Here is a 23,311-nt window from a genome sequence, read left to right as displayed (position 1 = left end):
ATTTATGGCACACCCTTTGCTTTAGTCATGACGTAGACCGACTTCATAGAGCATGTAATCGAACAAGTGACGGGCGAAAGCCCGAACGTAATGGCTAGGGGGAAGATAAATGAAACTGGTTACTGTGGTGATAAAACCATTCAAGCTGGAAGATGTACGTGAAGCGTTATCTTCTGTCGGCATCCAGGGACTCACCGTCACTGAGGTGAAAGGATTTGGTCGTCAGAAAGGACATGCGGAGCTATACCGCGGCGCAGAATACAGCGTTAACTTTTTACCCAAGGTAAAAATTGATATCGCGATTGCAGACGACCAACTGGATGAAGTGATCGACGTTATCAGCAAAGCTGCGTACACCGGAAAAATTGGTGATGGCAAAATTTTTGTCGCCGAGTTGCAAAGGGTTATCCGTATTCGTACGGGTGAAACTGACGAAGCCGCACTTTAATAACACCTAGCGTAGATATGTAAATAGGGATGGATGAAAATGAAAAAACGACTCTCTTCATTAGGTCTCGGTGTGGCGGCATTACTCCCGTCCTGGGCAATGGCTGCGACACCGACGATTGATAAAGCGGACAACGCTTTTATTATGATTTGTACCGCATTGGTACTCTTTATGACTATACCGGGCATCGCACTGTTTTACGGCGGCCTGATTCGTTCTAAGAACGTTCTGTCCATGATGACGCAGGTGAGTGTCACGTTTGCGATGGTTTGTATCCTGTGGGTCGTTTACGGATATAGCTTGGCTTTCAGTGAAGGTAACGCCTTCTTCGGTGGTTTCAGCACCTTTATGCTGAAAGGCATCGGGATTGAATCCATCAGTGGCACCTTCTATCAGTTCGTACACGTGGCTTATCAGGCTTCCTTTGCCTGTATCACCGTTGCGCTGATTGTCGGGGCGATTGCTGAGCGTATCCGTTTCTCTGCTGTACTGATCTTTGTTGCGCTGTGGCTGACGTTCTCCTACCTGCCGATGACGCACATGGTATGGGGTGGTGGCTATCTGGCTGCGGATGGCGCGCTGGACTTCGCTGGTGGTACGGTGGTTCACATCAACGCCGCAGTTGCTGGGTTGGTTGGTGCTTACCTGCTGGGCAAACGTGCTGGTTTTGGCAAAGAGGCCTTCAAACCGCATAACCTGCCGATGGTCTTTATCGGTACGGCGATCCTGTACATCGGCTGGTTTGGTTTCAATGCGGGTTCTGCGGGTGCTGCGAACGGTATCGCCGCTCTGGCTTTCCTGAACACCGTTGTTGCGACTGCCGCTGCAATTCTGGCATGGGTTGGCGGTGAGTGGATGGTTCGCGGTAAGCCTTCTCTGCTGGGCGCATGCTCTGGCTGTATCGCGGGTCTGGTGGCAATCACGCCAGCTGCGGGTACGGTTGGCGTGGGTGGCGCACTGATCATCGGTCTGGCCGGTGGTGTTGCAGGCCTGTGGGGTGTAACGGTACTGAAAAGATGGCTGCGTGTGGATGACCCGTGTGATGTGTTCGGTGTTCACGGCGTGTGCGGTATCGTTGGCTGTATCCTGACTGGCGTATTCACTTCTGTATCACTGGGCGGTACGGGCTATGCGGAAGGCGTAACGATGGCACACCAGATTTGGGTGCAGCTGTTCAGCGTGATTGTTTGTCTGGTATGGTCTGGCGTGGTGGCATTTGTCGCCTTCAAGATTGCGGATATGGTTGTCGGCCTGCGTGTACCTGAAGACCAAGAGCGCGAAGGTCTGGACGTCAACAGCCATGGCGAGAGCGCTTACAACCAATAAGATCGCGTAAATTAATCATTGAGATAGTTAGAATAGAGTAAGCAGGCGTGAGGGGAGACTCCACGCCTGTTTTATTATCAGTCTTAAACCAACCCCCTCCAGATGAGGTGGTCTTTTACGTTTCGAGGCTGCCGCAAGGTTTACGGCTGGCGACGACGTATGACGCCTTCCTGCACGCTGGATGCAACCAGCACGCCTTCCCGAGTATAGAATTGCCCACGAACGAAACCACGAGCACCGGATGCAGACGTGCTTTCTACGGTATATAACAGCCAGTCATCCAGCCGGAAATCACGGTGGAACCACATTGAGTGATCGATGGTAGCGACCTGCATACCCGGCTCCAAAAAGCCAACGCCGTGAGGCTGCAAAGCCGTGAGTAGGAAATTGCAGTCAGACGTATAGCCGAGCAGATATTGGTGAATACGCTTATCGTCTGGCAGCGTGCTACTGGCACGACACCAGACGTGTCGCACCGGCTCGTCTACTTCGCCTTTTAGTGGGTTATGGAATTTAACCGGGCGTATCTCAATCGGGCTGGCCTGAATAAATTTATCGTGAAAGCGGGGCGGCAGAAGGTGCTGCATGTCTTGTGCGATTTCCTGCTCGGATTTCAGATTTTCTGGCGGTGTGACGTTTGGCATCACATTTTGGTGCTCGAACCCTTCTTCATGACTTTGAAATGAGGCCGTCATATAAAAAATAGGGCGGCCATTTTGGATTGCCCTAACGCGTCTGGCGCTGAAGCTGTTGCCATCGCGCAGGTTTTCAACGTCATAAATAATCGGTTTCTGGCTATCGCCGGGTAGTAAAAAGTAGCTGTGGAAAGAGTGAATGTTGCGCTCCACGGGGACAGTCTGTTTGGCGGCTGACATCGCCTGGCCGACGACTTGCCCACCAAAGACCTGACGTAGCCCCAAGTCATCGCTTTGCCCGCGAAATAGCCCTTCTTCGAGTTTCTCTAAATGCAGGAGGTCGAGAAGGTGTTGTAATGATTGACTCATGGTATCGGCCCCAATGGATGTGAATAAATAATTATCTGTTTGTTTTTAAGGTATAAAATGTTTTTCTATGGGTTTTTACTGCAATGAATGTGTGGGTTTCAGGAAAATATCAGAATTTTGCACCATCATTATTGTGTTGGGTGAATCATACTATTTATGAGTGCCGGTTTTCGATACCGGTAGTCTGACAATAATAAAGGAGACTGACCGAATGAAATTATGGCATATATTAGGCGGTATCACGTTATCGATGACTCTGGTTGCATGTGCACAGAGGAATGATTATGGCGTTTCTCCTCAAACTGGCGCACCTGTCACCTCTGTTTCTTCACAGCGCCCGGCTGTTGCAATGCCAGCGGTAACCGGTACGGTGAATATTCGTCAGCGCATTGCACTCCCTCACAACGCCGTTTTAACCGTTACGGTGTCTGATGCATCGCTGGCAGATGCACCTTCAAAAGTGATCACTCAGCGCGTGACGCGTACAGAAGGAAAGCAGGCGCCTTTCCAATTCGAGTTACCGTATAACCCAGCCGATATTCAGCCCAACGCGCGTATCTTACTCAGCGCAGCCGTTGCGATCGATAATCGTATCGTGATGGTGACGGAGAACGTCTTGCCGGTTATTAGCAACGGGGTAAATAAGGCCGATTTGGTGCTGGTACCTGTCGCTTCTGTTCCCTTACCCGCGAAAAATCAGGGATCAATGATGTCTAACCCGACAAATCAGACTCCTCATATGCTTCAGGGGCAGCCTGACTCGTCATCTATGGCACCACAGACCATCTGGTAATTTATCTGGATACGCGCCGTTATGGCGCGTATTGCCAGCGATATTTCGCCAGATCAACTTTTCCCTGACGATTGAAAATGATGCCCTCCGCCTGTAGTGCTGATTTTTGACGCACATAGTCTCCGCCGACCAGCGATATTTCGCCTTTACGATTGATTACCCGATGCCAGGGGAGTTTGCTGTCTTTCGGCAGACGTTTTAATACTCCGCCGACTTGTCGGGATGCTCTGGGTGAATCAGCCATCTGCGCGATGTCGCCATAGGTCGCTATTTTTCCATAAGGGATTGCCGCGACGATTTGAAACACGCGCTGGCGGAAATTATCGTTTTCTTCTGACATCCGCGGATATTCCTGCTGTTCCTGAATCGATTGAACATCATAGTGGCACAGCGGGGGTGAGTAAGAAAACAACGGTTAGTCGGTGTTAGCTTGCAATTGCCTATCCCATCGCCGATAATGCACACCGCTTTGTGACACGTTGCAATTATCATGTGCAAGCCGTTATAAAGTCGTCAATGGAGGCCCTGTCGGTTCTCCCGCAACATTAACCTGTGGATTCGGTCAGGTCCGGAAGGAAGCAGCCGCAGCAGGAGACGTGTGTGCCGGGATGTAGCTGGCAGGGCCTCCACCATTTCTGCCCTCGTTAGCCGCTTCATCGCCAGACTGCTCTTCATTTCCTGCACATAAACGACATTTTCTGCCATAAACCCGTTGTCTGACATACATAAACGCTGAGCCGCCATTCTTTGCTCGATAGGTGTCATTTACCGATCGCTGTTTCTTCGAGAGGATGACCGTGTATCTTTACCTGGCGAGTAATAATTGCGGTAATTATTACCTCCCCTGTTTTTATCATGAGAATACTATTAGCGATGCTATCGATGCGATTGTTATAAACGATGAGTGTCGGGAAAATAAGCGTGAGATGTGAGAAAGAATTCATTTTCACTTAATATAAAAAATACAATTTTTTACAAGTCTTACGCCATTAATACGTTAAAAAGATAATAAAAACAAAGGCCGATAATATTATCGGCGCAGTGTATTTAATGTCAGTTTTTGTATGCGTTTCGTTAGGAATTAACGAACGTATCGCCATACTGCAGTAGGGACTTTGTCGTAGAGTTTGTTCATCGTTAGTTCTGCCAGACGATGATCGGCTGCGGAAAAGAACATCTCCAGTTCATCATTAGAGAGTTCATACTTATTTTTTTCAATAACGCGTTCGAGAGTGTCAATGGTTGTGCATTTACGCAAACGCATCAAATAGTCGATTTTTTTCATAATGGCCTATGCAAGCAGTACCTGGTGGTTAAAAAATATAAATAAATTATTACTTAAGTTTTAGCAGGCGTACAGATGTTCTCCCCTGAGAACATTCCGAATAATTTTGCTTTGGACTTCTGCCAACGCCGTAGTTCAGCATCATTAATACCATAGTTGCTAAACAAGACGTAAGTATCATCCAAATACTTTTCAACCTGCTCTGAAAGCTCACTTTCGTTAGGGTATTTTATTTTAAATGTGAGAATAAACGTAGCGATATGCTCAATAAGTTCATTTAATTGGAGATTGATCGCAGATGTTGGATCATTGACCCAGCCATGACTGCTATCGCCTAACGTCGCTATGCTTTCGTCACACAGATTCTCACATAAGAATCTGAGTTGGGCAATATCATAATGTTTTGGTGTGTACTCATCCATATCAATCCCTCCGTTAAGCCGTTATTCAGTGTTACTGCGGTTAACACCTGGTAAACAGGTAGACTGATGAAGCTTACAAGATAAAACGTTAACGTTGTTTCGTATTCATGTTGTTGCAGACAGGGCGTTGAACCATTGTGATTTGTTCTGTAGTGAATGAGAAAACAGTGATTATCGTCCCTCCCAGTATCTACTATGTCGAGAAATAGGGTCGGCGTAAATACCAACATCTCATGACTTAACCTTAAGTATAGCTATACCATGTTGGTTACGGTTACGTCATTCTATATATGACTATAGCAAAAACGTTCGTAAAATTCGCGGATAATAGGTAAGGTTTTCACTGCTATTTATTTTGATTAATCCTAATATTTTTTGTTGTAACAATGAGCATAGAATAAACGCGTCTGGGGCTTATTTAATTATTTTTATCTGAAAATATGAGAAATGGCAGAAGGAATGCGAAGAGACTGATCAGTGTTTAAGGGCTTTTGGCACTCGTTATCTTGTTGTTTCAGCAGTTTTTTTATGCGAATCATCCCGTGCAGTTTTGTTAGCACTATAACACCTACTGTATCGGGATGAAGTCGAGAACGATTAACCTTTTTTCTTTTTTCCGCCTTGTACGGCCTTAAAGCGCGGGTTGGATTTGCATATAACGTAAATTCGCCCGCGACGGCGGACCACAATACAATCCTTATGACGATTCTTTGCTGAACGTAGCGAACTAAGCACCTGCATTTTATAGCCCTCTCTGATTACTTGAAGAAGTTGCCAAAGCGCTGCTGGAAGCGCGCAGTACTGCCTTCTTTGGAATATTCTTTTTGCTTCCCTGTATAATAGGGATGCGATGCCGAAGAAACGTCAATGATGACGTAAGGGTAACTGGACCCCTCCAGCTCAATGGTTCGATCGGTTTTAATCGTTGATCCCGTTTTGTAATAAACATCCGCGCTGGTGTCATGGAATACCACTGTGCGATAGTTAGGATGAATACCTGCTTTCATAGCTACCTCATTTGTTATGTTATAACATATCTATTATGTTGCGCTTTTTTGACATCAGGATCAACCATTATGTTGTTGCAAGGCTGCAGCATTCTCTAAGCCACTATAGAGTCGGATAACGATGTAAGCGGTACTGTACTCGTTTGGTGAGAATGCGCTGAGCGATGGGCAGGAAAGTAAAAAAGGCCGCTTGCGCGGCCTTTTAGGAGAGATATTGATGGATGTTCAGCCTTAGTGCGCTGTTGTCTCGTCTACTTTCTTGCCAAAACGGCGGCGGACAACAACAAAGAACACCGGAACGAAGAAGATAGCCAGCACGGTTGCTGTAATCATCCCGCCCATTACGCCAGTACCAACGGCGTTCTGTGCACCGGAGCCTGCACCACTACTGATAACCAGCGGCATGACACCGAGGATAAAGGCAAGTGACGTCATCAGGATTGGACGCAAACGCATACGAACGGCATCAAGCGTTGCTTCAATGAGTCCTTTCCCTTCTTTTTCCATCAGATCTTTAGCAAATTCGACAATCAATATGGCGTTCTTCGCCGATAGCCCTATGGTTGTCAGCAGGCCCACCTTAAAGTAAACGTCGTTTTCAAGACCTGTCATATTCGCTGCAATTAACGCACCGATGATCCCCAATGGAACAACCAGCATGACGGAGAATGGTATTGACCAGCTCTCATAAAGCGCTGCCAGACACAGGAACACGACAATCAGTGAAATGGCATAGATTGCAGGTGCCTGGTTGCCAGATAGCCGCTCTTGATAGGACATACCCGTCCATTCGTAGCCGATACCTTGCGGTAACTGAGCCACGAAACTTTCCATCAATGCCATGGCTTCGCCGGTACTCTTACCTGGCGCGGCTTCACCTTGGATCTGCATGGAAGGTTGGCCGTTATAACGTTCCAGACGCGGTGAACCATATTCCCAGTGGCTCTGCGTGAATGCAGAGAATGGCACCATTTGGCCGTTGCTACCGCGGATGTACCAGTTTTTGATGTCATCTGGCAACATACGGAAAGGCGCATCGGCCTGAACGTAAACTTTCTTCACGCGACCGCGATCGATAAAGTCATTTACATAAGAACCACCCAGCGTGGTTGCCAATGTTGAATTGATATCCGACAGTGACACACCAAGCGCCTGTGCTTTTTCCTGATCGATATCGAGACGGAACTGCGGTGTATCTTCCATCCCGTTAGGACGAACTTGTACCAGCGTATCAGGATGTTGTGCCGCCATGCCTAGCAGTTGGTTACGTGCTTCCGTCAGTTTTGCATGCCCAAGGTTAGCCTGGTCAATCAACTGGAAGTCGAAACCTGTTGCAGTACCCAGTTCGATAATCGCAGGAAGGTTGACGGCGAAAACCATCGCTTCTTTATACTGGCTAAAGGCCGCGTTTGCTCGGCCGGCAATCGCCATAACTTTATTTTCTGCGCCGCTTCGTTCACTCCAGTCACTCAGGCTGGCGAAGGCCAGACCGACATTCTGCCCACGACCAGAGAATCCGAAGCCCGACACCGTAAATACAGATTTGACGTTACTTTTCTCATTCTCGAGATAGTAGTTCGTCATTCTGTCCATGATTTTCTGCGTGTTTTCCTGCGTCGCACCGGAAGGCAACTGAACGATGTTCAGGAGAACCCCCTGATCTTCGTCTGGCAGGAAGGATGTCGGCAGACGTAAGAACAGAAATGCCAGACCGACAACAATCAGCAGATAGATGACCAGATAACGGCCCGTGCTACGCAGAATATTTGCTACGCTATCGGTGTAGTGATGTGTGCTTTTCTCAAACAGTCGGTTGAACCAGCCGAAGAAGCCTTTCTTCTCACCGTGATCGCCTTTGGCAATCGGTTTTAGCAGTGTTGCGCAAAGCGCTGGCGTCAAAACCAACGCGACCAGAACCGACAGCACCATCGCAGATACGATTGTGATGGAGAACTGGCGGTAGATTGCCCCTGTGGAGCCACCAGTAAATGCCATCGGGACGAATACCGCGGACAGTACCAGTGCAATACCGACCAACGCGCCCTGGATCTGCTCCATGGATCGTTTGGTCGCTTCTTTAGGCGGTAGACCTTCTTCCGCCATGACACGTTCCACGTTTTCCACGACGACAATGGCGTCATCCACCAGAAGCCCGATGGCGAGAACCATCGCGAACATCGTCAGGGTGTTAATGGAATAACCAAACGCTGAGAGGATCGCAAACGTCCCGAGCAAGACGACCGGCACCGCAATGGTTGGGATCAGCGTGGCACGGAAGTTCTGCAAGAACAGATACATCACCAAGAATACCAGTACGATAGCTTCTACCAGCGTTTTCACAACTTCGTTGATGGAGATCTTAACGAAGGGGGTTGTATCGTACGGGTAAACGACTTTCAAGCCTGCAGGGAAGAACTCTTCCGCTTTCGTCAGTGCATTTTTTACTGCGGTTGCCGTATCCAACGCGTTTGCACCGGTTGCCAATTTGATACCGATACCGGCAGCGGGCTTACCATTGAAACGTGCTATAACGTCGTAGCCTTCTGCACCTAGCTCAACGCGAGCAACGTCTTTAAGGCGAACCTGAGACCCATCAGCGTTAACCTTCAGCAGAATTTTAGAAAACTCCTCTGCTGAATTAAGACGGGTCTGCGCAATGATCGAAGCGTTTAACTGCTGACCGGGAACCGGTGGCGCGCCACCCAACTGCCCTGCGGCGATCTGGTTGTTTTGCACTCGGATCGCTGCGGTAACATCGCCGGCTGTTAACTGGTAATTATTCAGTTTGTTCGGATCCAGCCAGATACGCATCGCGTACTGGGAACCAAACAGCTGCGCATCACCTACGCCAGATGTACGGCTGATTGGGTCTTTAACGTTCGCGGCCACGTAGTCGGCGATATCTTCCTGCGACATTTTACCGTCTTCACTGATGAAGGCGGCAACCATAAGGAAGCTGCTACTTGATTTCTGAACGTTAACCCCTTGCTGCTGGACTTCTTGCGGCAGCAGCGGCATAGCCAGTTGCAGTTTGTTCTGCACCTGAACCTGCGCGATATCTGCATTCGTACCGGCATCAAAGGTCAGCGTAATCTGTACTGTACCTGAGGAGTCACTGCTTGATGACATGTACATCAGATTATCGATACCGTTCATATTCTGTTCGATAACTTGCGTCACGGAATCTTGCAGCGTTGATGCATCGGCCCCTGGATAGTTTGCTGTTATTTCAATCGCGGGTGGTGCGATCGTTGGATATTGGGCAATCGGTAATTTAACAATTGCCAGCAACCCCGTCAGCATCACCATGATGGCGAGTACCCATGCAAAAATGGGTCGATCTATAAAAAACTTAGCCATGAATTATACCGGCTCCTGTTAGAACGTCTTAAGACTTCGCGGGTTCTGCTGACGCTTGCTGCGCCTGCTGGTTTTCTTGAGCGACTTCTTTAGTTTTCACTTGTGCACCAGGTCTGATTTTTTGCAGACCAGTGACGATAACGCGATCACCCGCTTTCAGGCCTTCGGTAACCAACCATTTGTCACCAACGGCCTTACTGGTTTTCAGCGCACGGGGTTCTACTTTGTTGCCTTCTCCAACCACCATCGCCGTGGCCTGGCCACGTGGATCGCGGGTGACACCCTGCTGTGGAACTAACAAGGCTGTTGGGTTAACGCCGGAATCAAGACGCGCGCGCACAAACATTCCGGGGAGGAGGTTGTGCTGTGGATTAGGGAAAATGGCACGTAGCGTGATGGAACCGGTGGTTTCATCGACCGTGACATCGGAGAACTCTAATGTACCTGCCTCAGTATATTCAGTACCGTTTTCCAGCAGCAGGCGGACATTGGCTTTGCCTTCACTTTGTTTCAGTGTGCCGTTTTCCAACTCTTTCTTCAGTTGTAGGAAATCATTACTGGACTGCGTGACGTCAACATAAATCGGATCAAGCTGTTGAACGGTCGTTAATGCGGTTGCTTGCCCAGTTGCGACTAATGCGCCTTCCGTTACCGTTGATTTACCTACACGGCCTTCGATTGGAGAATTAACTTTGGTGTAAGCCAGATTGATTTGTGCGGTGTCCACTGCTGCTTTGGCAGCCTGAACGGCGGCATCAGCTTGACGAGAAGTCGCGACAGCCTGATCGTAATCCTGCTTGCTGACGTAGTTGGTGCCCAGCAGCGGCTTATAGCGATTAACGGTCAAACGGGCAATTTCTGCTTGAGCCTGAGCCTGAGCGAGTGAACCTTTGGCGCTGTTGTAGCTTGCTTGGTATGTCGCAGGATCGATTTGATACAGCGATGCGCCAGCTTTAACGTCAGATCCTTCAACGAAGTTGCGTTTGAGGATAATGCCGCCAACCTGTGGGCGAACCTCAGCAATGCGGTAAGCACTTGTGCGGCCCGGCAGTTCGGTCATGACATTCAGTGCTTCTGTCTTTAACGTAACAATACCCACTTCAGGCATTTGCTGCTGTGCGCCGCCTTGCTGATTATTGCCGCTATCACATCCTGCGAGCATTAAGCCGCCGGAAAGCATCAGAACTGCCGCCAGAGGCGTTAGCCCTCTGTTTTTGTTCATAGATAAACCTCAAGTGTCCGATTTGAAATTGACCAATGGATCACAAGCTCAAAACCCATTGCTGCTATAGTTTTATGTTCATGCTATGTTACATACATACTTGAATGTATGTAAATCTCACTTTCCTTCAAATACAGCGATATGGCACGAAAACCCAAATTATCATGGCACGAAAAACCAAAAAACAGGCTCAGGAAACCCGACAACAGATACTGGATACTGCGTTAAGAGTGTTCTCTGAGCATGGTGTGTCCGCGACTTCATTGTCTGACATTGCCACCGCTGCTGGTGTGACCCGCGGTGCTATTTATTGGCATTTTAAGAACAAAGCCGAAATCTTTGATGAGATCTGGGCGTTAGCAGAGTCAAAGATCAGTGAGTTTGAAATAGAGTATCAGACAAAATTCCCTGATAATCCACTCTGTGTGATGCGTGAATTATTGATTTATATGCTGCGTTTGACAGTTAGTGATACGCACTGGCGCTCTATTATGGAAATCGTTTTTCACAAATGTGAGTTTGTCGGTGAAATGTTGCAATCGTATAATGCGCGCAAAGAGCTCTATCTTTCCTGCTATGTCGATATTGAAGAGAATCTGAGTGAGTGCATCCGTCTGGGCATGTTGCCAAAGGATATTCATCCTCGTCGTGCGGCAATTGCCCTGCGTGCCTATTTTTCTGGTGTGATGGAGAACTGGCTATTTATGCCAGAAAGTTTCGATCTCGATCAGGAAGCCCCTGCGCTGGTGGATGCCTTTATTGATATGCTGCATTTTAGCCCGGCGCTACGTAAACCCGCCGAGTAAGCGATTGAACGACGGCGCTAGCACCCGTTGCCTCTACGTGTTTTAGGCAGAGGATTTGGCGTCATCGTCTTCGTGTAATAGCTTTTTTTCAAAATCGGTGCGCACAATCTCTAATGCGGCCAGCGCGATACGCGGTTCGATCTGGTTTTCTTCCAGTAACATAATCAAATCGACCGCCAGCTTGACGTCGGGTGGGGCGTTTTCAAGTGACATGAACCCGTTCCTCTTTTTCCTCGGTGAATCCGCCGCGCTATAGTCCTTGTTCTCGGCGTTCTATCTGACGTTCCAGTCGCGACAGCGCCTGACGGCAGCGTGACAGCCGTCCTTCCAGCGCCGCCAGCTCTTTCTGTAATCGTTGTTGTTCGCTAAAGAGCGTCTGCGTGGTGAGCAGGCTTTCTCTATCCTGCATCATGGAAAGTAAGCGGCGTTCATAATCCTGATGTTCCGCCAGCTTGTGATACACATCTTCCGGCTGTGGGGCGGCATTTTGCTCCTGCTTGCGTAATGACTGCGTCGCCAGCTCCCGCTGCAATGCGGCTATCTGGCTGACTAGCTTTTCAGCCAGAAATGCCACGCGATCGGTACGCTGCTCTGCAACTAACTGCTTGATCGTTTGCAGATTTTTTTCAACTTCGGCGCGATAGTCACGTAGCCGAGTGCCGTAGCTGCTAAAAAGCTGACGATCAAAGCGCGATTGCGGCACGGCTTTATCCGCTAGTGGTTCAAGCTCTTTCGCCAGCGTGTTAATTTGTTGTTCAAGCGCCTGCAGCAATCGATGCGTGTTCACTTTTTTCCCTTACGGTAAGGCTGATGCTTCAGCGAGTCGGTGCGTGGTAGATCGACACAGTGAGTCTACGTCACCTTAATACACTGCATGAGGATATCTTAACTCATTCATCGGGCAAGGTGGTGATAAAGTGTGATGGATATTGTCGTAGACAACGCATATTGAGTAGACAACGCATAGTGGTCGTGAACAACGTATAAAGGTGAATATGTATCGCGTGTTGCTGATGATAGTAGGGTGGGTTTCCGTTGTGCTGGCAACGTTGGGCGTCGTGTTACCTTTATTACCGACAACGCCTTTCTTGCTACTGGCCGCCTGGTGTTTTGCCCGCTCGTCCCCGCGTTTCCATGACTGGCTACTGTACCGCTCTTGGTTTGGCAGCTATCTGCGTCATTGGCAGCAACATCGGGCGTTGCCGCCGGGGGCAAAATGGAAGGCTGTCACCATGATTCTGTTAACGTTCGCGCTGTCACTCTGGCTAGTTAAGCTGGTATGGGTCAGGATTTTGTTGTTGGTCATTTTGGCTATTTTGCTGACCTTCATGCTTCGTTTACCTGTGATTGATCCAGAACAACAAACGCAGGGCGCAGATCCGAAAAGATAGTGTAAGCGGCGGCCGTCTGTGACGGGAATACAAAAAATACGCACCCAGAGTGCGGATAGTTGCATTTACCCGTCACTTTGACTAAATTTTACCGTTTTCGTGCGCGGGTCGCCATTTTCCTCTTTGTCATAATGCCTCTTCATCACCTCATGCGATGATGAAAGCCTTGTGGTGACCGGCATTGGTATGTTCAGAACGTTTTATCAGGCACAACTATGATGACCGTAACAGCGCAGCAGCAGGCAGAATTAATTAAAAACAGTATCAAAAGCATCCCCGATTATCCGAAGCCGGGCATACTGTTCCGTGATGTCACCAGCCTGCTGGAAGCTCCTGTGGCCTATGCAGCCAGTATTGAGATGCTGGCAAACCGTTACCGCAACACTGGTGTGACGAAGGTTGTTGGTACGGAAGCGCGTGGTTTCCTGTTTGGCGCTCCGGTTGCGTTGGCGCTGGGCGTAGGGTTTGTTCCCGTGCGTAAACCGGGCAAGCTGCCACGTCCGACTCTCAGTGAGAGCTATGAACTGGAATACGGTTCAGATACGCTGGAAATTCATGCCGATGCGATCTCCGCTGGCGATAATGTACTGGTAATTGACGACCTGTTGGCAACGGGCGGTACGCTCGAGGCCACGGTGAAATTGATTCGTCGTCTGGGTGGGTCGGTAAACGATGCTGCGTTTATCATCAATTTGTTCGATCTAGGTGGCGAGCAGCGTCTGACCGAGATGGGTGTCACCTGCTATAGCTTGGTTGACTTCCCCGGACATTAATCATAACAGCCTCGCCGATAGCGGCGTGGCTGTGTTAGCATGATCGCCTCAATAACTCGACTGTTGCGGTATTGATGAGCTATCAGGTTCTTGCCCGTAAGTGGCGTCCCCAAACCTTTACCCATGTTGTCGGTCAGGAACATGTCCTGACCGCGTTGGCTAACGGCCTTTCCCTAGGCAGAATTCATCACGCGTATTTGTTTTCCGGCACCCGCGGTGTCGGGAAGACGTCGATTGCCCGTTTGTTGGCAAAAGGGCTGAATTGCGAACAGGGCGTGACGGCAACGCCTTGTGGTCAGTGTGACAACTGCCGTGAAATCGAGCAGGGCCGTTTTGTCGATTTGATCGAAATCGATGCCGCTTCTCGCACGAAAGTCGAGGACACGCGCGATCTGCTGGATAATGTGCAGTACGCTCCTGCGCGTGGGCGATTCAAGGTGTACCTGATTGACGAAGTACACATGCTATCGCGCCACAGCTTTAATGCGCTGCTGAAAACGCTGGAAGAGCCGCCTCCGCACGTTAAATTTCTGCTGGCGACTACCGATCCGCAAAAACTGCCGGTGACCATTCTGTCGCGTTGCTTGCAATTTCATCTCAAAGCGCTGGATGTCGAACAGATTCGCGCGCATTTGGAGCAGGTATTACAGGCAGAAAATCTCGTCAGTGAGCCGCGTGCGCTACAGCTTCTGGCACGTGCTGCCGATGGGAGCTTGCGTGATGCGCTGAGTCTGACCGATCAGGCCATTGCCATGGGGCAAGGTCAGGTCACAACCGCTTCCGTCAGCCACATGCTGGGAACGCTGGATGATGAGCAGCCGTTGGCACTTATTGAAGCGCTGGCGAAAGGCGATGGTGTGCAGGTCATGTCGCTGTTAGACCAGGTCGCGGCGCGGGGTGTCGATTGGGAATCGCTGTTGGTCGAAACTCAGACACTGTTGCATCGGATTGCGATGGTTCAACTATTGCCCGCTGCATTGGGTGATGATTACGCTGCAGTTGAAGCCCGTATGCGGGAGCTCGCGCGTGCGCTACCACCGGCGGACGTGCAGCTTTATTACCAGACGATGCTCATTGGTCGCAAAGAATTGCCTTTTGCGCCCGATCGTCGGATGGGCGTTGAAATGACGCTACTGAGAGCGCTGGCGTTTCATCCCAGTCAGATTATCGCTGAACCTGTGGCACCCGTAAGCGCGGCGCCTGCTCAGGTTGCGCGTGCGCCGTCTATTCAGCCTCTTGTACAGCAGCCCGGTACTAGAGCATCGGCGACGGTTCGTGCGCCAATTCAGCCAAGCAGTGAGCCGCATGAAAACGTGCAGCCGCCATCTTATTCTCCTGAACCACCGCTGGATGCCTCTGCGTATGCGCCGCCGTTAGGGGAAATGCCTGCTTCAACGGGTTCTGCGGATCAATATGGTGAGAGCGAGCTACCTGATGCGACTTCTCAACTGTTACAGGCTCGCAGCCAACTCCTGCGAAAACAGGGGAGTACGCCACCAAAAAAGGCTGATCCGGCAGCGTCTGACAATACGCGGCCGGCAACCTCAGCGCTGGAGCGATTAGCTTCTGTGACTGAGCGCAGCATTCAACGGCAAAACGCGAAGACGTCTTCCTCCGAGCCCAAAAAGCCGGAAGCGTATCGTTGGCGGGCGCAGAATAAAGTCGAAGAAGAGAAGGTCGACGTCGCAACGCCAAAAGCGCTACGCTCGGCATTAGAACACGAAAAAACGCCGGAACTTTCAGCACGACTGGCGGAAGAGTCACTGGAACGAGATGCCTGGGCTGCGGAAATCCATCGCCTGACGCTGCCAAAGCTGGTACAACAACTGGCACTCAATGCGTTTAAAGAGAGCGAAGAGGCGGGCAAAGTCCATTTGCACCTGCGTTCATCCCAGCGGCATTTGAATTCGCCGGCGGCGCAAAAGACGCTGGCGGACGCATTGACGGCTCACTACGGGCATCCTGTAGAATTGCTGATTACTGAAGACGACAATCCGGCGGTGCGGACGCCGCTGGAGTGGCGTCAGGCCATCTATGAAGAGAAGCTGGCGCAGGCGCGTCAGTCAATTCTGGCCGATACAACGATTCAAACGCTGCGGCGTTTCTTTGATGCGGAACTGGACGAAGAAAGTATCCGCCCTGTTTAACCGCTGCGAGTGCGCAGCCCGACGTGATAGAGAGAAAACTATGTTTGGTAAAGGTGGAATTGGCAACCTGATGAAGCAAGCCCAGCAGATGCAGGAAAAAATGCAGCAGATGCAGGAAGAAGTGGCGAATCTGGAAGTCACGGGCGAATCGGGTGCAGGTCTGGTGAAAATTACGATCAACGGTGCGCATAACTGCCGCCGTGTTGAGATCGATCCAAGCCTGATGGAAGACGATAAAGAGATGCTGGAAGATCTGATCGCTGCAGCGTTCAACGATGCCGCTCGTCGTATCGCGGAAACGCAGAAAGAGAAAATGGCAGCGGTTTCCAGCGGTATGCAACTGCCGCCGGGCTTCAAGATGCCGTTCTGATGCAGACCAGTCCGCTTCTTGAGTCATTGATGGAAGCGCTGCGTTGCCTGCCGGGTGTTGGGCCCAAGTCGGCGCAGCGCATGGCGTTTCAACTGCTGCAACGTAACCGCAGTGGCGGTATGCGTCTGGCGCAGGCGTTGACGCGGGCGATGTCCGAAATCGGTCACTGTAGCGATTGTCGGACATTCACCGAGCAGGACGTTTGTGCGATTTGCTCGAACCCACGCCGCCAGCAAAACGGGCAGATTTGCGTGGTAGAAAGCCCGGCTGATATTCACGCCATTGAACAGACGGGGCAGTTTGCTGGTCGGTACTTTGTACTGATGGGGCATTTGTCGCCGCTGGATGGCATTGGCCCGGACGATATCGGTTTGGGACGGCTGGAAGAGCGCCTGCAGGTGGAATCGATAAGCGAAGTGATTCTGGCGACTAATCCGACAGTAGAAGGCGATGCGACGGCAAACTATATCGCTGAACTGTGCGCACAACACGGCGTGATGGCCAGCCGCATTGCACACGGTGTTCCCGTTGGCGGTGAGCTGGAAATGGTCGATGGCACCACACTTTCCCATTCGCTTGCCGGTCGTCAGCCTTTCCGGTTTTAATCTGTCGGCTGCCAGTAGGATTATCTGGCAGCCGCAGTCTTATTTTCCTCTTTCCTCTCACCGTTTTCTTTTTTCGCTGAAATTTACCCCTTGAAATCACCTTGGTTTATCCCCACCTGCTACTAATCGTCAGTTTAATCAGCCTGAATAATATTAGGATTGAGGTAAGCAACAATGAGTATGAAAGGCCAAGAAACTCGCGGGTTCCAGTCCGAAGTTAAGCAACTCCTGCATTTGATGATTCATTCGCTCTATTCCAACAAAGAAATCTTTCTGCGTGAATTGATCTCCAACGCCTCCGATGCGGCAGACAAATTACGTTTTCGTGCGCTGTCCGCACCAGAACTGTATGCGGGCGATGGCGACCTGCGCGTGCGGGTGTCTACGGATAAAGAAAAACGTACGCTGACTATTTCTGACAACGGTATCGGCATGAGCCGTGACGAAGTCATTGATAATCTGGGTACGATTGCGAAATCCGGCACCAAGGCTTTTCTGGAATCTATGGGTTCCGATCAGGTTAAAGATAGCCAACTGATTGGTCAGTTCGGCGTGGGTTTCTACTCCGCCTTCATCGTGGCAGATAAAGTGACTGTGCGTACCCGTGCCGCAGGTGCGAATGCCGATCAGGGCGTGTACTGGGAATCTGCCGGGGAAGGTGATTACACCATCGCCGACATCACCAAAGACGATCGCGGTACGGAAATTACTCTGCATCTGCGCGAAGGTGAAGATGAGTTCCTGGATGACTGGCGTGTGCGTTCTGTCATCAGCAAATATTCAGACCATATCGCGTTGCCGGTCGAAATTGAAGCCCAGACGGAAAGTGAAGAAGAAGGCGGTGAGTCCACCGTTAGCTGGGAAAAAATTAACAAGGCGCAGGCGCTGTGGACGCGCAGCAAATCAGAAGTCAGCGATGAAGAGTACAACGAGTTTTATAAGCATATCTCCCACGACTTTACTGATCCGCTGAGCTGGAGCCACAATCGTGTGGAAGGTAAGCAGGAATATACCAGCCTGCTGTACATCCCAGCGCGTGCACCGTGGGATATGTGGAACCGCGATCATAAACATGGCTTAAAGCTCTACGTTCAGCGCGTCTTTATTATGGATGACGCCGAGCAGTTTATGCCGAACTACCTGCGTTTTGTTCGTGGTCTGATTGATTCCAACGATCTGCCGTTGAACGTTTCTCGTGAGATTTTGCAGGACAGCCGTGTGACGCAGAACCTGCGTAATGCACTGACTAAACGCGTGCTGCAAATGCTGGATAAACTGGCGAAAGACGACGCAGAAAAATACCAGACGTTCTGGCAACAGTTTGGTCTGGTGCTGAAAGAAGGCCCGGCGGAAGACGGCAGCAACCGCGAAGCGATCGCGAAACTGCTGCGCTTTGCCACCACGCAATCCGACAGCTCCGTACAGACGGTATCGCTGGAAGACTACGTTAGCCGGATGGTGGAAGGTCAGGACAAGATCTATTACATCACCGCAGACAGCTATGCCGCGGCGAAGAGCAGCCCACATCTGGAGCTGTTCCGTAAGAAAGGTATTGAAGTGTTGCTGTTGTCCGAGCGCATTGACGAATGGATGATGAGCTACTTGACCGAGTTCGACGGTAAATCCTTCCAGTCAGTCAGCAAAGCGGATGATACGCTGGATAAACTGGCTGATGAAGAAAACGATGCGCAGAAAGAAGCACAGAAAGCGCTGGAGCCGTTTGTTGAGCGTGTGAAAACCCTGCTGGGCGAGCGCGTTAAAGATGTGCGTTTCACCTACCGTTTGACCGATACGCCTGCGATTGTCGTGACGGATGCGGACGAGATGAGCACGCAGATGGCGAAACTGTTCGCTGCGGCAGGCCAGCAAGCACCGGAAGTGAAGTACATTTTTGAACTGAACCCGGAGCACGCGCTCATTAAACGTGCGGCTGACGTTTCTGATGAAGCGGAGTTTGGCGAGTGGGTCGAGCTGCTGCTGGATCAGGCTCTGCTGGCCGAACGCGGTACGCTGGACGATCCGAACCTGTTCATCCGCCGTATGAATCAGCTGTTAAGTGCCTAATAGTGATATCCTCCAGACCCCGGTGTTAACTGGGGTCTTCCCCCGATTTTACGTTTCCTTCCGTTATTGGGCGTTTCTTCGTCTACACTCAATGGCAACATTGGGCAGACGGCAAACCGTATTTTTAGGTATCTTGCTTTTTTTCATCTGCCTGCGCGTTGCTGAAGCGAGCCCGTTCCTTGAGCATAAGCGTCTGGAATGGTATGGTTTAGCGTTTTTCAAATTTATTTTATAAATATTACATAGCAAGGGGATTTACGCGATGCGTATTATTCTGCTGGGCGCTCCGGGCGCAGGCAAAGGTACTCAGGCTCAATTCATCATGGAGAAATACGGTATTCCGCAGATTTCCACGGGTGACATGCTGCGTGCAGCGGTAAAAGCGGGTACTGAATTGGGCAAGCAGGCTAAAGAAATCATGGACGCAGGTAAACTGGTCACTGATGAATTGGTCATTGCTCTGGTTAAAGAACGCATCGCCCAAGAGGATTGCCGTAACGGTTTTCTGCTGGATGGCTTTCCACGCACCATTCCACAAGCTGATGCGATGAAAGATGCAGACATCAATGTGGATTACGTTATCGAATTTGCAGTTCCTGACGAACTGATCATCGATCGTATCATTGGCCGTCGCGTGCATGCGGCGTCTGGTCGTGTCTATCATGTAAAATTCAATCCGCCTAAAGTTGAAGGCAAAGACGACGTGACGGGCGAAGATCTGACTATTCGTAAAGACGATCAGGAAGATACCGTACGTAAACGTCTGGTTGAGTACCATCAGCAGACTGCCCCACTGGTTTCCTACTATCAGAAAGAAGCGGAAGCAGGCAACACGCGCTATTTCAAAGTGGAAGGCACGCGTAAAGTGGAAGAAGTTCGCGCAGAACTGGAAACCATTCTGGGCTAATTTTTCTACACGAATCATACCCAAACATCTGAATGCCAGACTATCATCTGGCATTTTTTCGTTCTGAAATCCTCGTTTGCTTTGTTTCCTCTATTGATAGCATTGGCGTTATCCCTGCTATCTACCCGTATTTGTTTAGTTTTTTTTCGCTACAATATACCCGTCATACTTCAAGCTGCATGTTCGTTGGCTTCCCTTGCTCACCCCAGTCACTTACTTGAGTAAGCTCCTGGGGATTCGTGCGGTTGCCGCCTGCCTGCAACTCGAATTATTTAGTGTATGGGAATTTGATGTTACGCACTGGCGGGCTGAGAGAAAGCCTGCTTCTCCATAAAAGGAAGACGGCGATGAAACAAGAGAAATACGGCGTGCTGATGGTGAACTTAGGGACGCCCGATGCACCGACGCCGCAGGCGGTAAGGCGTTATCTGGCGGAGTTTCTAAGCGACCGACGCGTAGTGGATACGCCGCGTCTGCTATGGTGGCCGCTGCTGCGCGGCATCATCCTGCCAATCCGCTCACCGCGAGTGGCGAAACTCTATCAGTCGGTCTGGATGGAGGGGGGATCGCCGCTGTTAGTGATTAGCCGCCGACAGCAGCAGGCACTGGCCGCGCGCATGCCGGAAACGCCCGTTGAGCTGGGGATGAGCTATGGTTCACCCAGTCTGCGTTCGGCGCTGGATAAGCTACTGGCACAGGGTGTCACACAGTTGGTTGTCTTGCCGATGTATCCGCAGTATTCCTGTTCAACCACTGCAGCCGTGTGGGATGGGTTAGCCGCGCAACTGCGTGATAATCGCCAACTGCCTGCAATTCGCTTTATCCGTGATTACGCCGAACACCCTGCTTATATTGCGGCGTTGAAGCACCGTGTCGAGCAGTCTTTTGCTGAACACGGCGAACCCGACAGATTAGTGATCTCCTATCACGGTATCCCCGTGCGGTATGCCAATGAAGGGGATGACTATCCGCAACGTTGTCGGGCGACTACAGAGGCACTGATTGCCGCGCTGGGGCTGCCGGAAGGAAAAGTAATGATGACCTTCCAGTCGCGTTTTGGCCGTGAACCCTGGCTGACGCCATATACGGATGAAACCATGCAGGGGCTGCCCGCACAGGGAATCAAACACATTCAGATTATGTGCCCAGGTTTTGCGGCTGACTGCTTGGAAACGTTGGAAGAGATTCAGGAACAGAACCGTGAGATCTTCCTGCATGCTGGCGGAGGGGCATTCCACTATATTCCCGCGCTCAATGACGATCCGCTGCACATTGATCTGCTGGAACAGTTAGTGAGTAAAGCAGAGTAGGGGTAAGGGCGTTTTTATCTAGCAACGTTTGGCGGGTATATCGCACAACGTAAAAAAATGGCGGGCTTATATTTGCCCGCCATTTTCGTATTCAGCATGTAGCCACTTAGATAGGGCACGCCTGAGGTGCAGGTGGGATATCATCCAGCTTCAACAACGTGATCATGCTGTTGGCGATTTCCCGTTCCCCCATCACTACCTCGTTGGCACCGTGCTCGATAATGTAGCTGACTTCATCGTCATAGTGTGCGCGGGCAATAATTTCTAGGTCTGCACGCTTCTCACGAGCTGCCGCGACGACTTCTCCCGCCTCATAACCGTTCGGGATGGTCAGCAATAGCCAACGAGCGCAGTCCAGACGCGCAATATCCATGATTTCAGGCTTGGTGGCGTTGCCCAATACGGCTTTAATTCCCTGCTCACGCAGCGCATCAACCCGTGTACGCGAATTCTCAATGACGACGATAGGAATTCCTGCTTGATGCAGTTTGGCACCAATCAGGCTACCAACACGGCCATAGCCAACCAGTAGCGCATGGTTGCACATATCGACAGGAATCTGTTTCTCTTCCTCAATCGCTTCTTCCACAATCTGTTCTTCTATTGTTTCGTTCTTCGCCAGATAGCGTTCAAGCAGGGTAAACAGCAACGGGTTTATCATGATGGAGAGTATGGCACCGGCCAGTACCAGATTCCGTCCTTCTTCGGACAGCAGCCCCAGCACAATACCGAGTCCGGCCAAAATAAAGGCAAATTCACCGATTTGCGCCAGACTGGCGGAAATCGTTAATGCTGTCCGCTTCGAGTGACCAAAGAGCCGGACCAGCACGAAAGCGGCGGCCGACTTACCGAACACGATAATCGCCAGCGTGATCAGCACGGAAATCGGGTCGTTCAGCAGGATCATCGGATCAAACAGCATACCGACGGAAACGAAGAACAGTACGGCGAAGGCATCGCGCAGCGGTAGCGTGTCGTGCGCCGCACGCTGGCTGAGTTCAGATTCGTTCAATACCACGCCGGCGAAGAATGCGCCCAGCGCAAAGGAGACATCAAACAGTTTCACCGCGCCAAAGGCGATACCCAGCGCCATTGCTAACACTGCCAGCGTGAAAAGCTCACGTGAGCCAGTACTGGCGCTTTTTGCCAATACCCACGGCACCAGACGACGACCGACGACAATCATCAGGGTAATAAATGCAATCACTTTACCGATGGTCCAGGCCAAATCGGTTAGCAGTTTGCTGGTGTCGGCATGCTCAGCGCCGATCATGTCGCCGAAGGCCGGTAGCAGAACCAGCGTAAGGACCATCGCCAGATCTTCCACAATAAGCCAGCCGATGGCGATTTGACCACGTTGACTATCAATAAGCTGTCGTTCTTCCAACGCGCGTAGCAGAACCACAGTACTGGCGGTTGAGAGGCAAAGGCCGAAAACCAGGCCGCTCGCCAGGCTCCAGCCCAGCATGGTGGATAACCCCATTCCAAGCAGCGTTGCCACGGCAATCTGGGCTATCGCGCCGGGAATGGCGATGGACTTTACCGCCATGAGATCTTTTAGTGAGAAGTGCAGACCAACGCCAAACATCAGCAGGATTACGCCAAGTTCCGCGAGTTCTGATGCCAGTGAAGTATCGGCAACGAAGCCGGGTGTAAAAGGACCGACAAGAACGCCTGCGGCAAGGTAACCAACAAGGGGAGAGATACGCAGGCGGTGTGCCAGAATACCAAGGAGGAAGGCAAGAACCAGCCCCCCAGCGATAGTAGAAATTAGCGGTGTTGCAGCATGCATCCCAACTCCTTGTGCCATAGGTGAAACGTAATTGAGCGGATTTACCCTTCTTGCTTTGAAGTTACAGCGTGGTTAGCAGCGCTTACGTACCCTTATGACTTTTATTATGTACCGAAAAGCGTATTGGGATTCGTTCGTTTGCTGTTTGGCTGCAACGCCAATTACTCTGGGTATAGATAAATTCTATTGCATATAGCGAAATGTTGCTTGGATAAAAGTGGTATTTTATGAAAAATATCAGTTTCTCCAGTTAAAGGTAGTCTAACACAGATTTAGGGA

The 23,311-nt window shown here is 50.5% G+C and carries 23 protein-coding genes and 1 other RNA gene; 13 read left to right on the top strand and 11 right to left on the bottom strand.

Annotated elements, in window-relative coordinates; translation table 11 throughout:
• Positions 1-109: 109 nt before the first annotated feature.
• Complete coding sequence (gene glnK, locus H0248_RS12500; protein WP_002208627.1) at positions 110-448, top strand: P-II family nitrogen regulator; 339 nt, start codon at positions 110-112, stop codon at positions 446-448.
• Positions 449-487: 39 nt separating this feature from the next.
• Entirely contained in the window at positions 488-1,774 is a 1,287-nt protein-coding gene (gene amtB / locus H0248_RS12495) for an ammonium transporter AmtB (protein ID WP_180786171.1), read from the top strand.
• Between the two features lie 140 nt (positions 1,775-1,914).
• On the opposite strand, the gene tesB is transcribed toward amtB, so the two are convergent.
• Positions 1,915-2,778 (bottom strand): acyl-CoA thioesterase II, encoded by an 864-nt coding sequence (tesB, locus tag H0248_RS12490; protein WP_014914538.1) that lies wholly within the window; start codon positions 2,776-2,778, stop codon positions 1,915-1,917.
• A 211-nt stretch (positions 2,779-2,989) separates the two neighbouring features.
• On the opposite strand from tesB, the gene H0248_RS12485 reads away from it, so the two are divergent.
• Positions 2,990-3,571 (top strand): YbaY family lipoprotein, encoded by a 582-nt coding sequence (locus H0248_RS12485; RefSeq protein WP_180786170.1) that lies wholly within the window; start codon positions 2,990-2,992, stop codon positions 3,569-3,571.
• 19 nt (positions 3,572-3,590) lie between these two features.
• Here H0248_RS12485 and H0248_RS12480 read toward each other — a convergent pair whose 3' ends face one another.
• Entirely contained in the window at positions 3,591-3,911 is a 321-nt protein-coding gene (locus H0248_RS12480; protein ID WP_180786169.1) for an MGMT family protein, read from the bottom strand.
• Between the two features lie 186 nt (positions 3,912-4,097).
• Here H0248_RS12480 and ffs point away from each other — a divergent pair.
• Positions 4,098-4,194, top strand: an RNA gene (ffs, locus tag H0248_RS12475) — signal recognition particle sRNA small type.
• A 458-nt stretch (positions 4,195-4,652) separates the two neighbouring features.
• Here ffs and H0248_RS12470 read toward each other — a convergent pair.
• The 6 genes from H0248_RS12470 to H0248_RS12445 all read right to left on the bottom strand — a co-directional run bounded on the left by H0248_RS12470 (position 4,653) and on the right by H0248_RS12445 (position 10,867).
• On the bottom strand, positions 4,653-4,856 hold the full coding sequence (locus H0248_RS12470) for an HHA domain-containing protein (RefSeq protein WP_005976087.1): 204 nt from the start codon (positions 4,854-4,856) through the stop codon (positions 4,653-4,655).
• A gap of 53 nt (positions 4,857-4,909) precedes the next feature.
• Entirely contained in the window at positions 4,910-5,278 is a 369-nt protein-coding gene (tomB, locus tag H0248_RS12465; protein ID WP_010282247.1) for an Hha toxicity modulator TomB, read from the bottom strand.
• A 597-nt stretch (positions 5,279-5,875) separates the two neighbouring features.
• Complete coding sequence (gene ykgO / locus H0248_RS12460) at positions 5,876-6,019, bottom strand: type B 50S ribosomal protein L36 (RefSeq protein WP_072012464.1); 144 nt, start codon at positions 6,017-6,019, stop codon at positions 5,876-5,878.
• Between the two features lie 17 nt (positions 6,020-6,036).
• A complete protein-coding gene (locus tag H0248_RS12455) occupies positions 6,037-6,285 on the bottom strand; it encodes a type B 50S ribosomal protein L31 (RefSeq protein ID WP_180786168.1) in 249 nt (82 codons plus the stop codon).
• A 231-nt stretch (positions 6,286-6,516) separates the two neighbouring features.
• A complete protein-coding gene (locus H0248_RS12450; protein ID WP_180786167.1) occupies positions 6,517-9,645 on the bottom strand; it encodes an efflux RND transporter permease subunit in 3,129 nt (1,042 codons plus the stop codon).
• A gap of 28 nt (positions 9,646-9,673) precedes the next feature.
• Positions 9,674-10,867 (bottom strand): efflux RND transporter periplasmic adaptor subunit, encoded by a 1,194-nt coding sequence (locus tag H0248_RS12445; protein WP_180786166.1) that lies wholly within the window; start codon positions 10,865-10,867, stop codon positions 9,674-9,676.
• Between the two features lie 164 nt (positions 10,868-11,031).
• Between H0248_RS12445 and acrR the strand changes: the two genes are divergently transcribed.
• Positions 11,032-11,673, top strand: coding sequence for a multidrug efflux transporter transcriptional repressor AcrR (acrR, locus tag H0248_RS12440; protein WP_180786165.1), 642 nt, complete (start codon positions 11,032-11,034; stop codon positions 11,671-11,673).
• A gap of 42 nt (positions 11,674-11,715) precedes the next feature.
• Here acrR and rsmS read toward each other — a convergent pair whose 3' ends face one another.
• Entirely contained in the window at positions 11,716-11,886 is a 171-nt protein-coding gene (gene rsmS, locus H0248_RS12435) for a pleiotropic regulatory protein RsmS (protein ID WP_180786164.1), read from the bottom strand.
• Between the two features lie 37 nt (positions 11,887-11,923).
• Positions 11,924-12,460, bottom strand: a complete 537-nt coding sequence (priC, locus tag H0248_RS12430) for a primosomal replication protein PriC (protein WP_180786163.1) — start codon at positions 12,458-12,460, stop codon at positions 11,924-11,926.
• Between the two features lie 208 nt (positions 12,461-12,668).
• On the opposite strand from priC, the gene H0248_RS12425 reads away from it, so the two are divergent.
• The 8 genes from H0248_RS12425 to hemH all read left to right on the top strand — a co-directional run bounded on the left by H0248_RS12425 (position 12,669) and on the right by hemH (position 21,240).
• Entirely contained in the window at positions 12,669-13,064 is a 396-nt protein-coding gene (locus H0248_RS12425; protein ID WP_010286235.1) for a DUF454 family protein, read from the top strand.
• Positions 13,065-13,282: 218 nt separating this feature from the next.
• On the top strand, positions 13,283-13,837 hold the full coding sequence (gene apt / locus H0248_RS12420) for an adenine phosphoribosyltransferase (protein ID WP_180786223.1): 555 nt from the start codon (positions 13,283-13,285) through the stop codon (positions 13,835-13,837).
• A gap of 74 nt (positions 13,838-13,911) precedes the next feature.
• On the top strand, positions 13,912-15,984 hold the full coding sequence (gene dnaX / locus H0248_RS12415) for a DNA polymerase III subunit gamma/tau (protein ID WP_180786162.1): 2,073 nt from the start codon (positions 13,912-13,914) through the stop codon (positions 15,982-15,984).
• 40 nt (positions 15,985-16,024) lie between these two features.
• Positions 16,025-16,354 carry a YbaB/EbfC family nucleoid-associated protein gene (locus H0248_RS12410; RefSeq protein ID WP_010286242.1) on the top strand — a complete coding sequence of 110 codons (330 nt, stop codon included), beginning with the start codon at positions 16,025-16,027 and terminating at the stop codon, positions 16,352-16,354.
• A complete protein-coding gene (gene recR / locus H0248_RS12405; protein WP_014914551.1) occupies positions 16,354-16,959 on the top strand; it encodes a recombination mediator RecR in 606 nt (201 codons plus the stop codon). Before H0248_RS12410 ends, recR begins: the two co-directional genes overlap by 1 nt.
• 180 nt (positions 16,960-17,139) lie before the next feature.
• The gene (gene htpG, locus H0248_RS12400; RefSeq protein WP_180786222.1) at positions 17,140-19,023 is read left to right on the top strand and encodes a molecular chaperone HtpG; all 1,884 of its coding nucleotides are present in this window, start codon (positions 17,140-17,142) and stop codon (positions 19,021-19,023) included.
• A gap of 262 nt (positions 19,024-19,285) precedes the next feature.
• Complete coding sequence (gene adk, locus H0248_RS12395; RefSeq protein ID WP_110163771.1) at positions 19,286-19,930, top strand: adenylate kinase; 645 nt, start codon at positions 19,286-19,288, stop codon at positions 19,928-19,930.
• A gap of 347 nt (positions 19,931-20,277) precedes the next feature.
• The gene (gene hemH / locus H0248_RS12390) at positions 20,278-21,240 is read left to right on the top strand and encodes a ferrochelatase (protein WP_180786161.1); all 963 of its coding nucleotides are present in this window, start codon (positions 20,278-20,280) and stop codon (positions 21,238-21,240) included.
• 106 nt (positions 21,241-21,346) lie between these two features.
• Here the strand turns inward: hemH and ybaL are convergent, their stop codons facing one another.
• Positions 21,347-23,032 (bottom strand): YbaL family putative K(+) efflux transporter, encoded by a 1,686-nt coding sequence (gene ybaL / locus H0248_RS12385; protein ID WP_180786160.1) that lies wholly within the window; start codon positions 23,030-23,032, stop codon positions 21,347-21,349.
• Positions 23,033-23,311: the final 279 nt, after the last annotated feature.

The organism is Pectobacterium brasiliense, assembly GCF_013449685.1.
Taxonomy (GTDB): domain Bacteria; phylum Pseudomonadota; class Gammaproteobacteria; order Enterobacterales; family Enterobacteriaceae; genus Pectobacterium; species Pectobacterium brasiliense_A.
The sequence above is the reverse complement of the archived record's forward strand: the minus strand, read 5'-3'. Positions and strand labels throughout refer to the sequence as shown.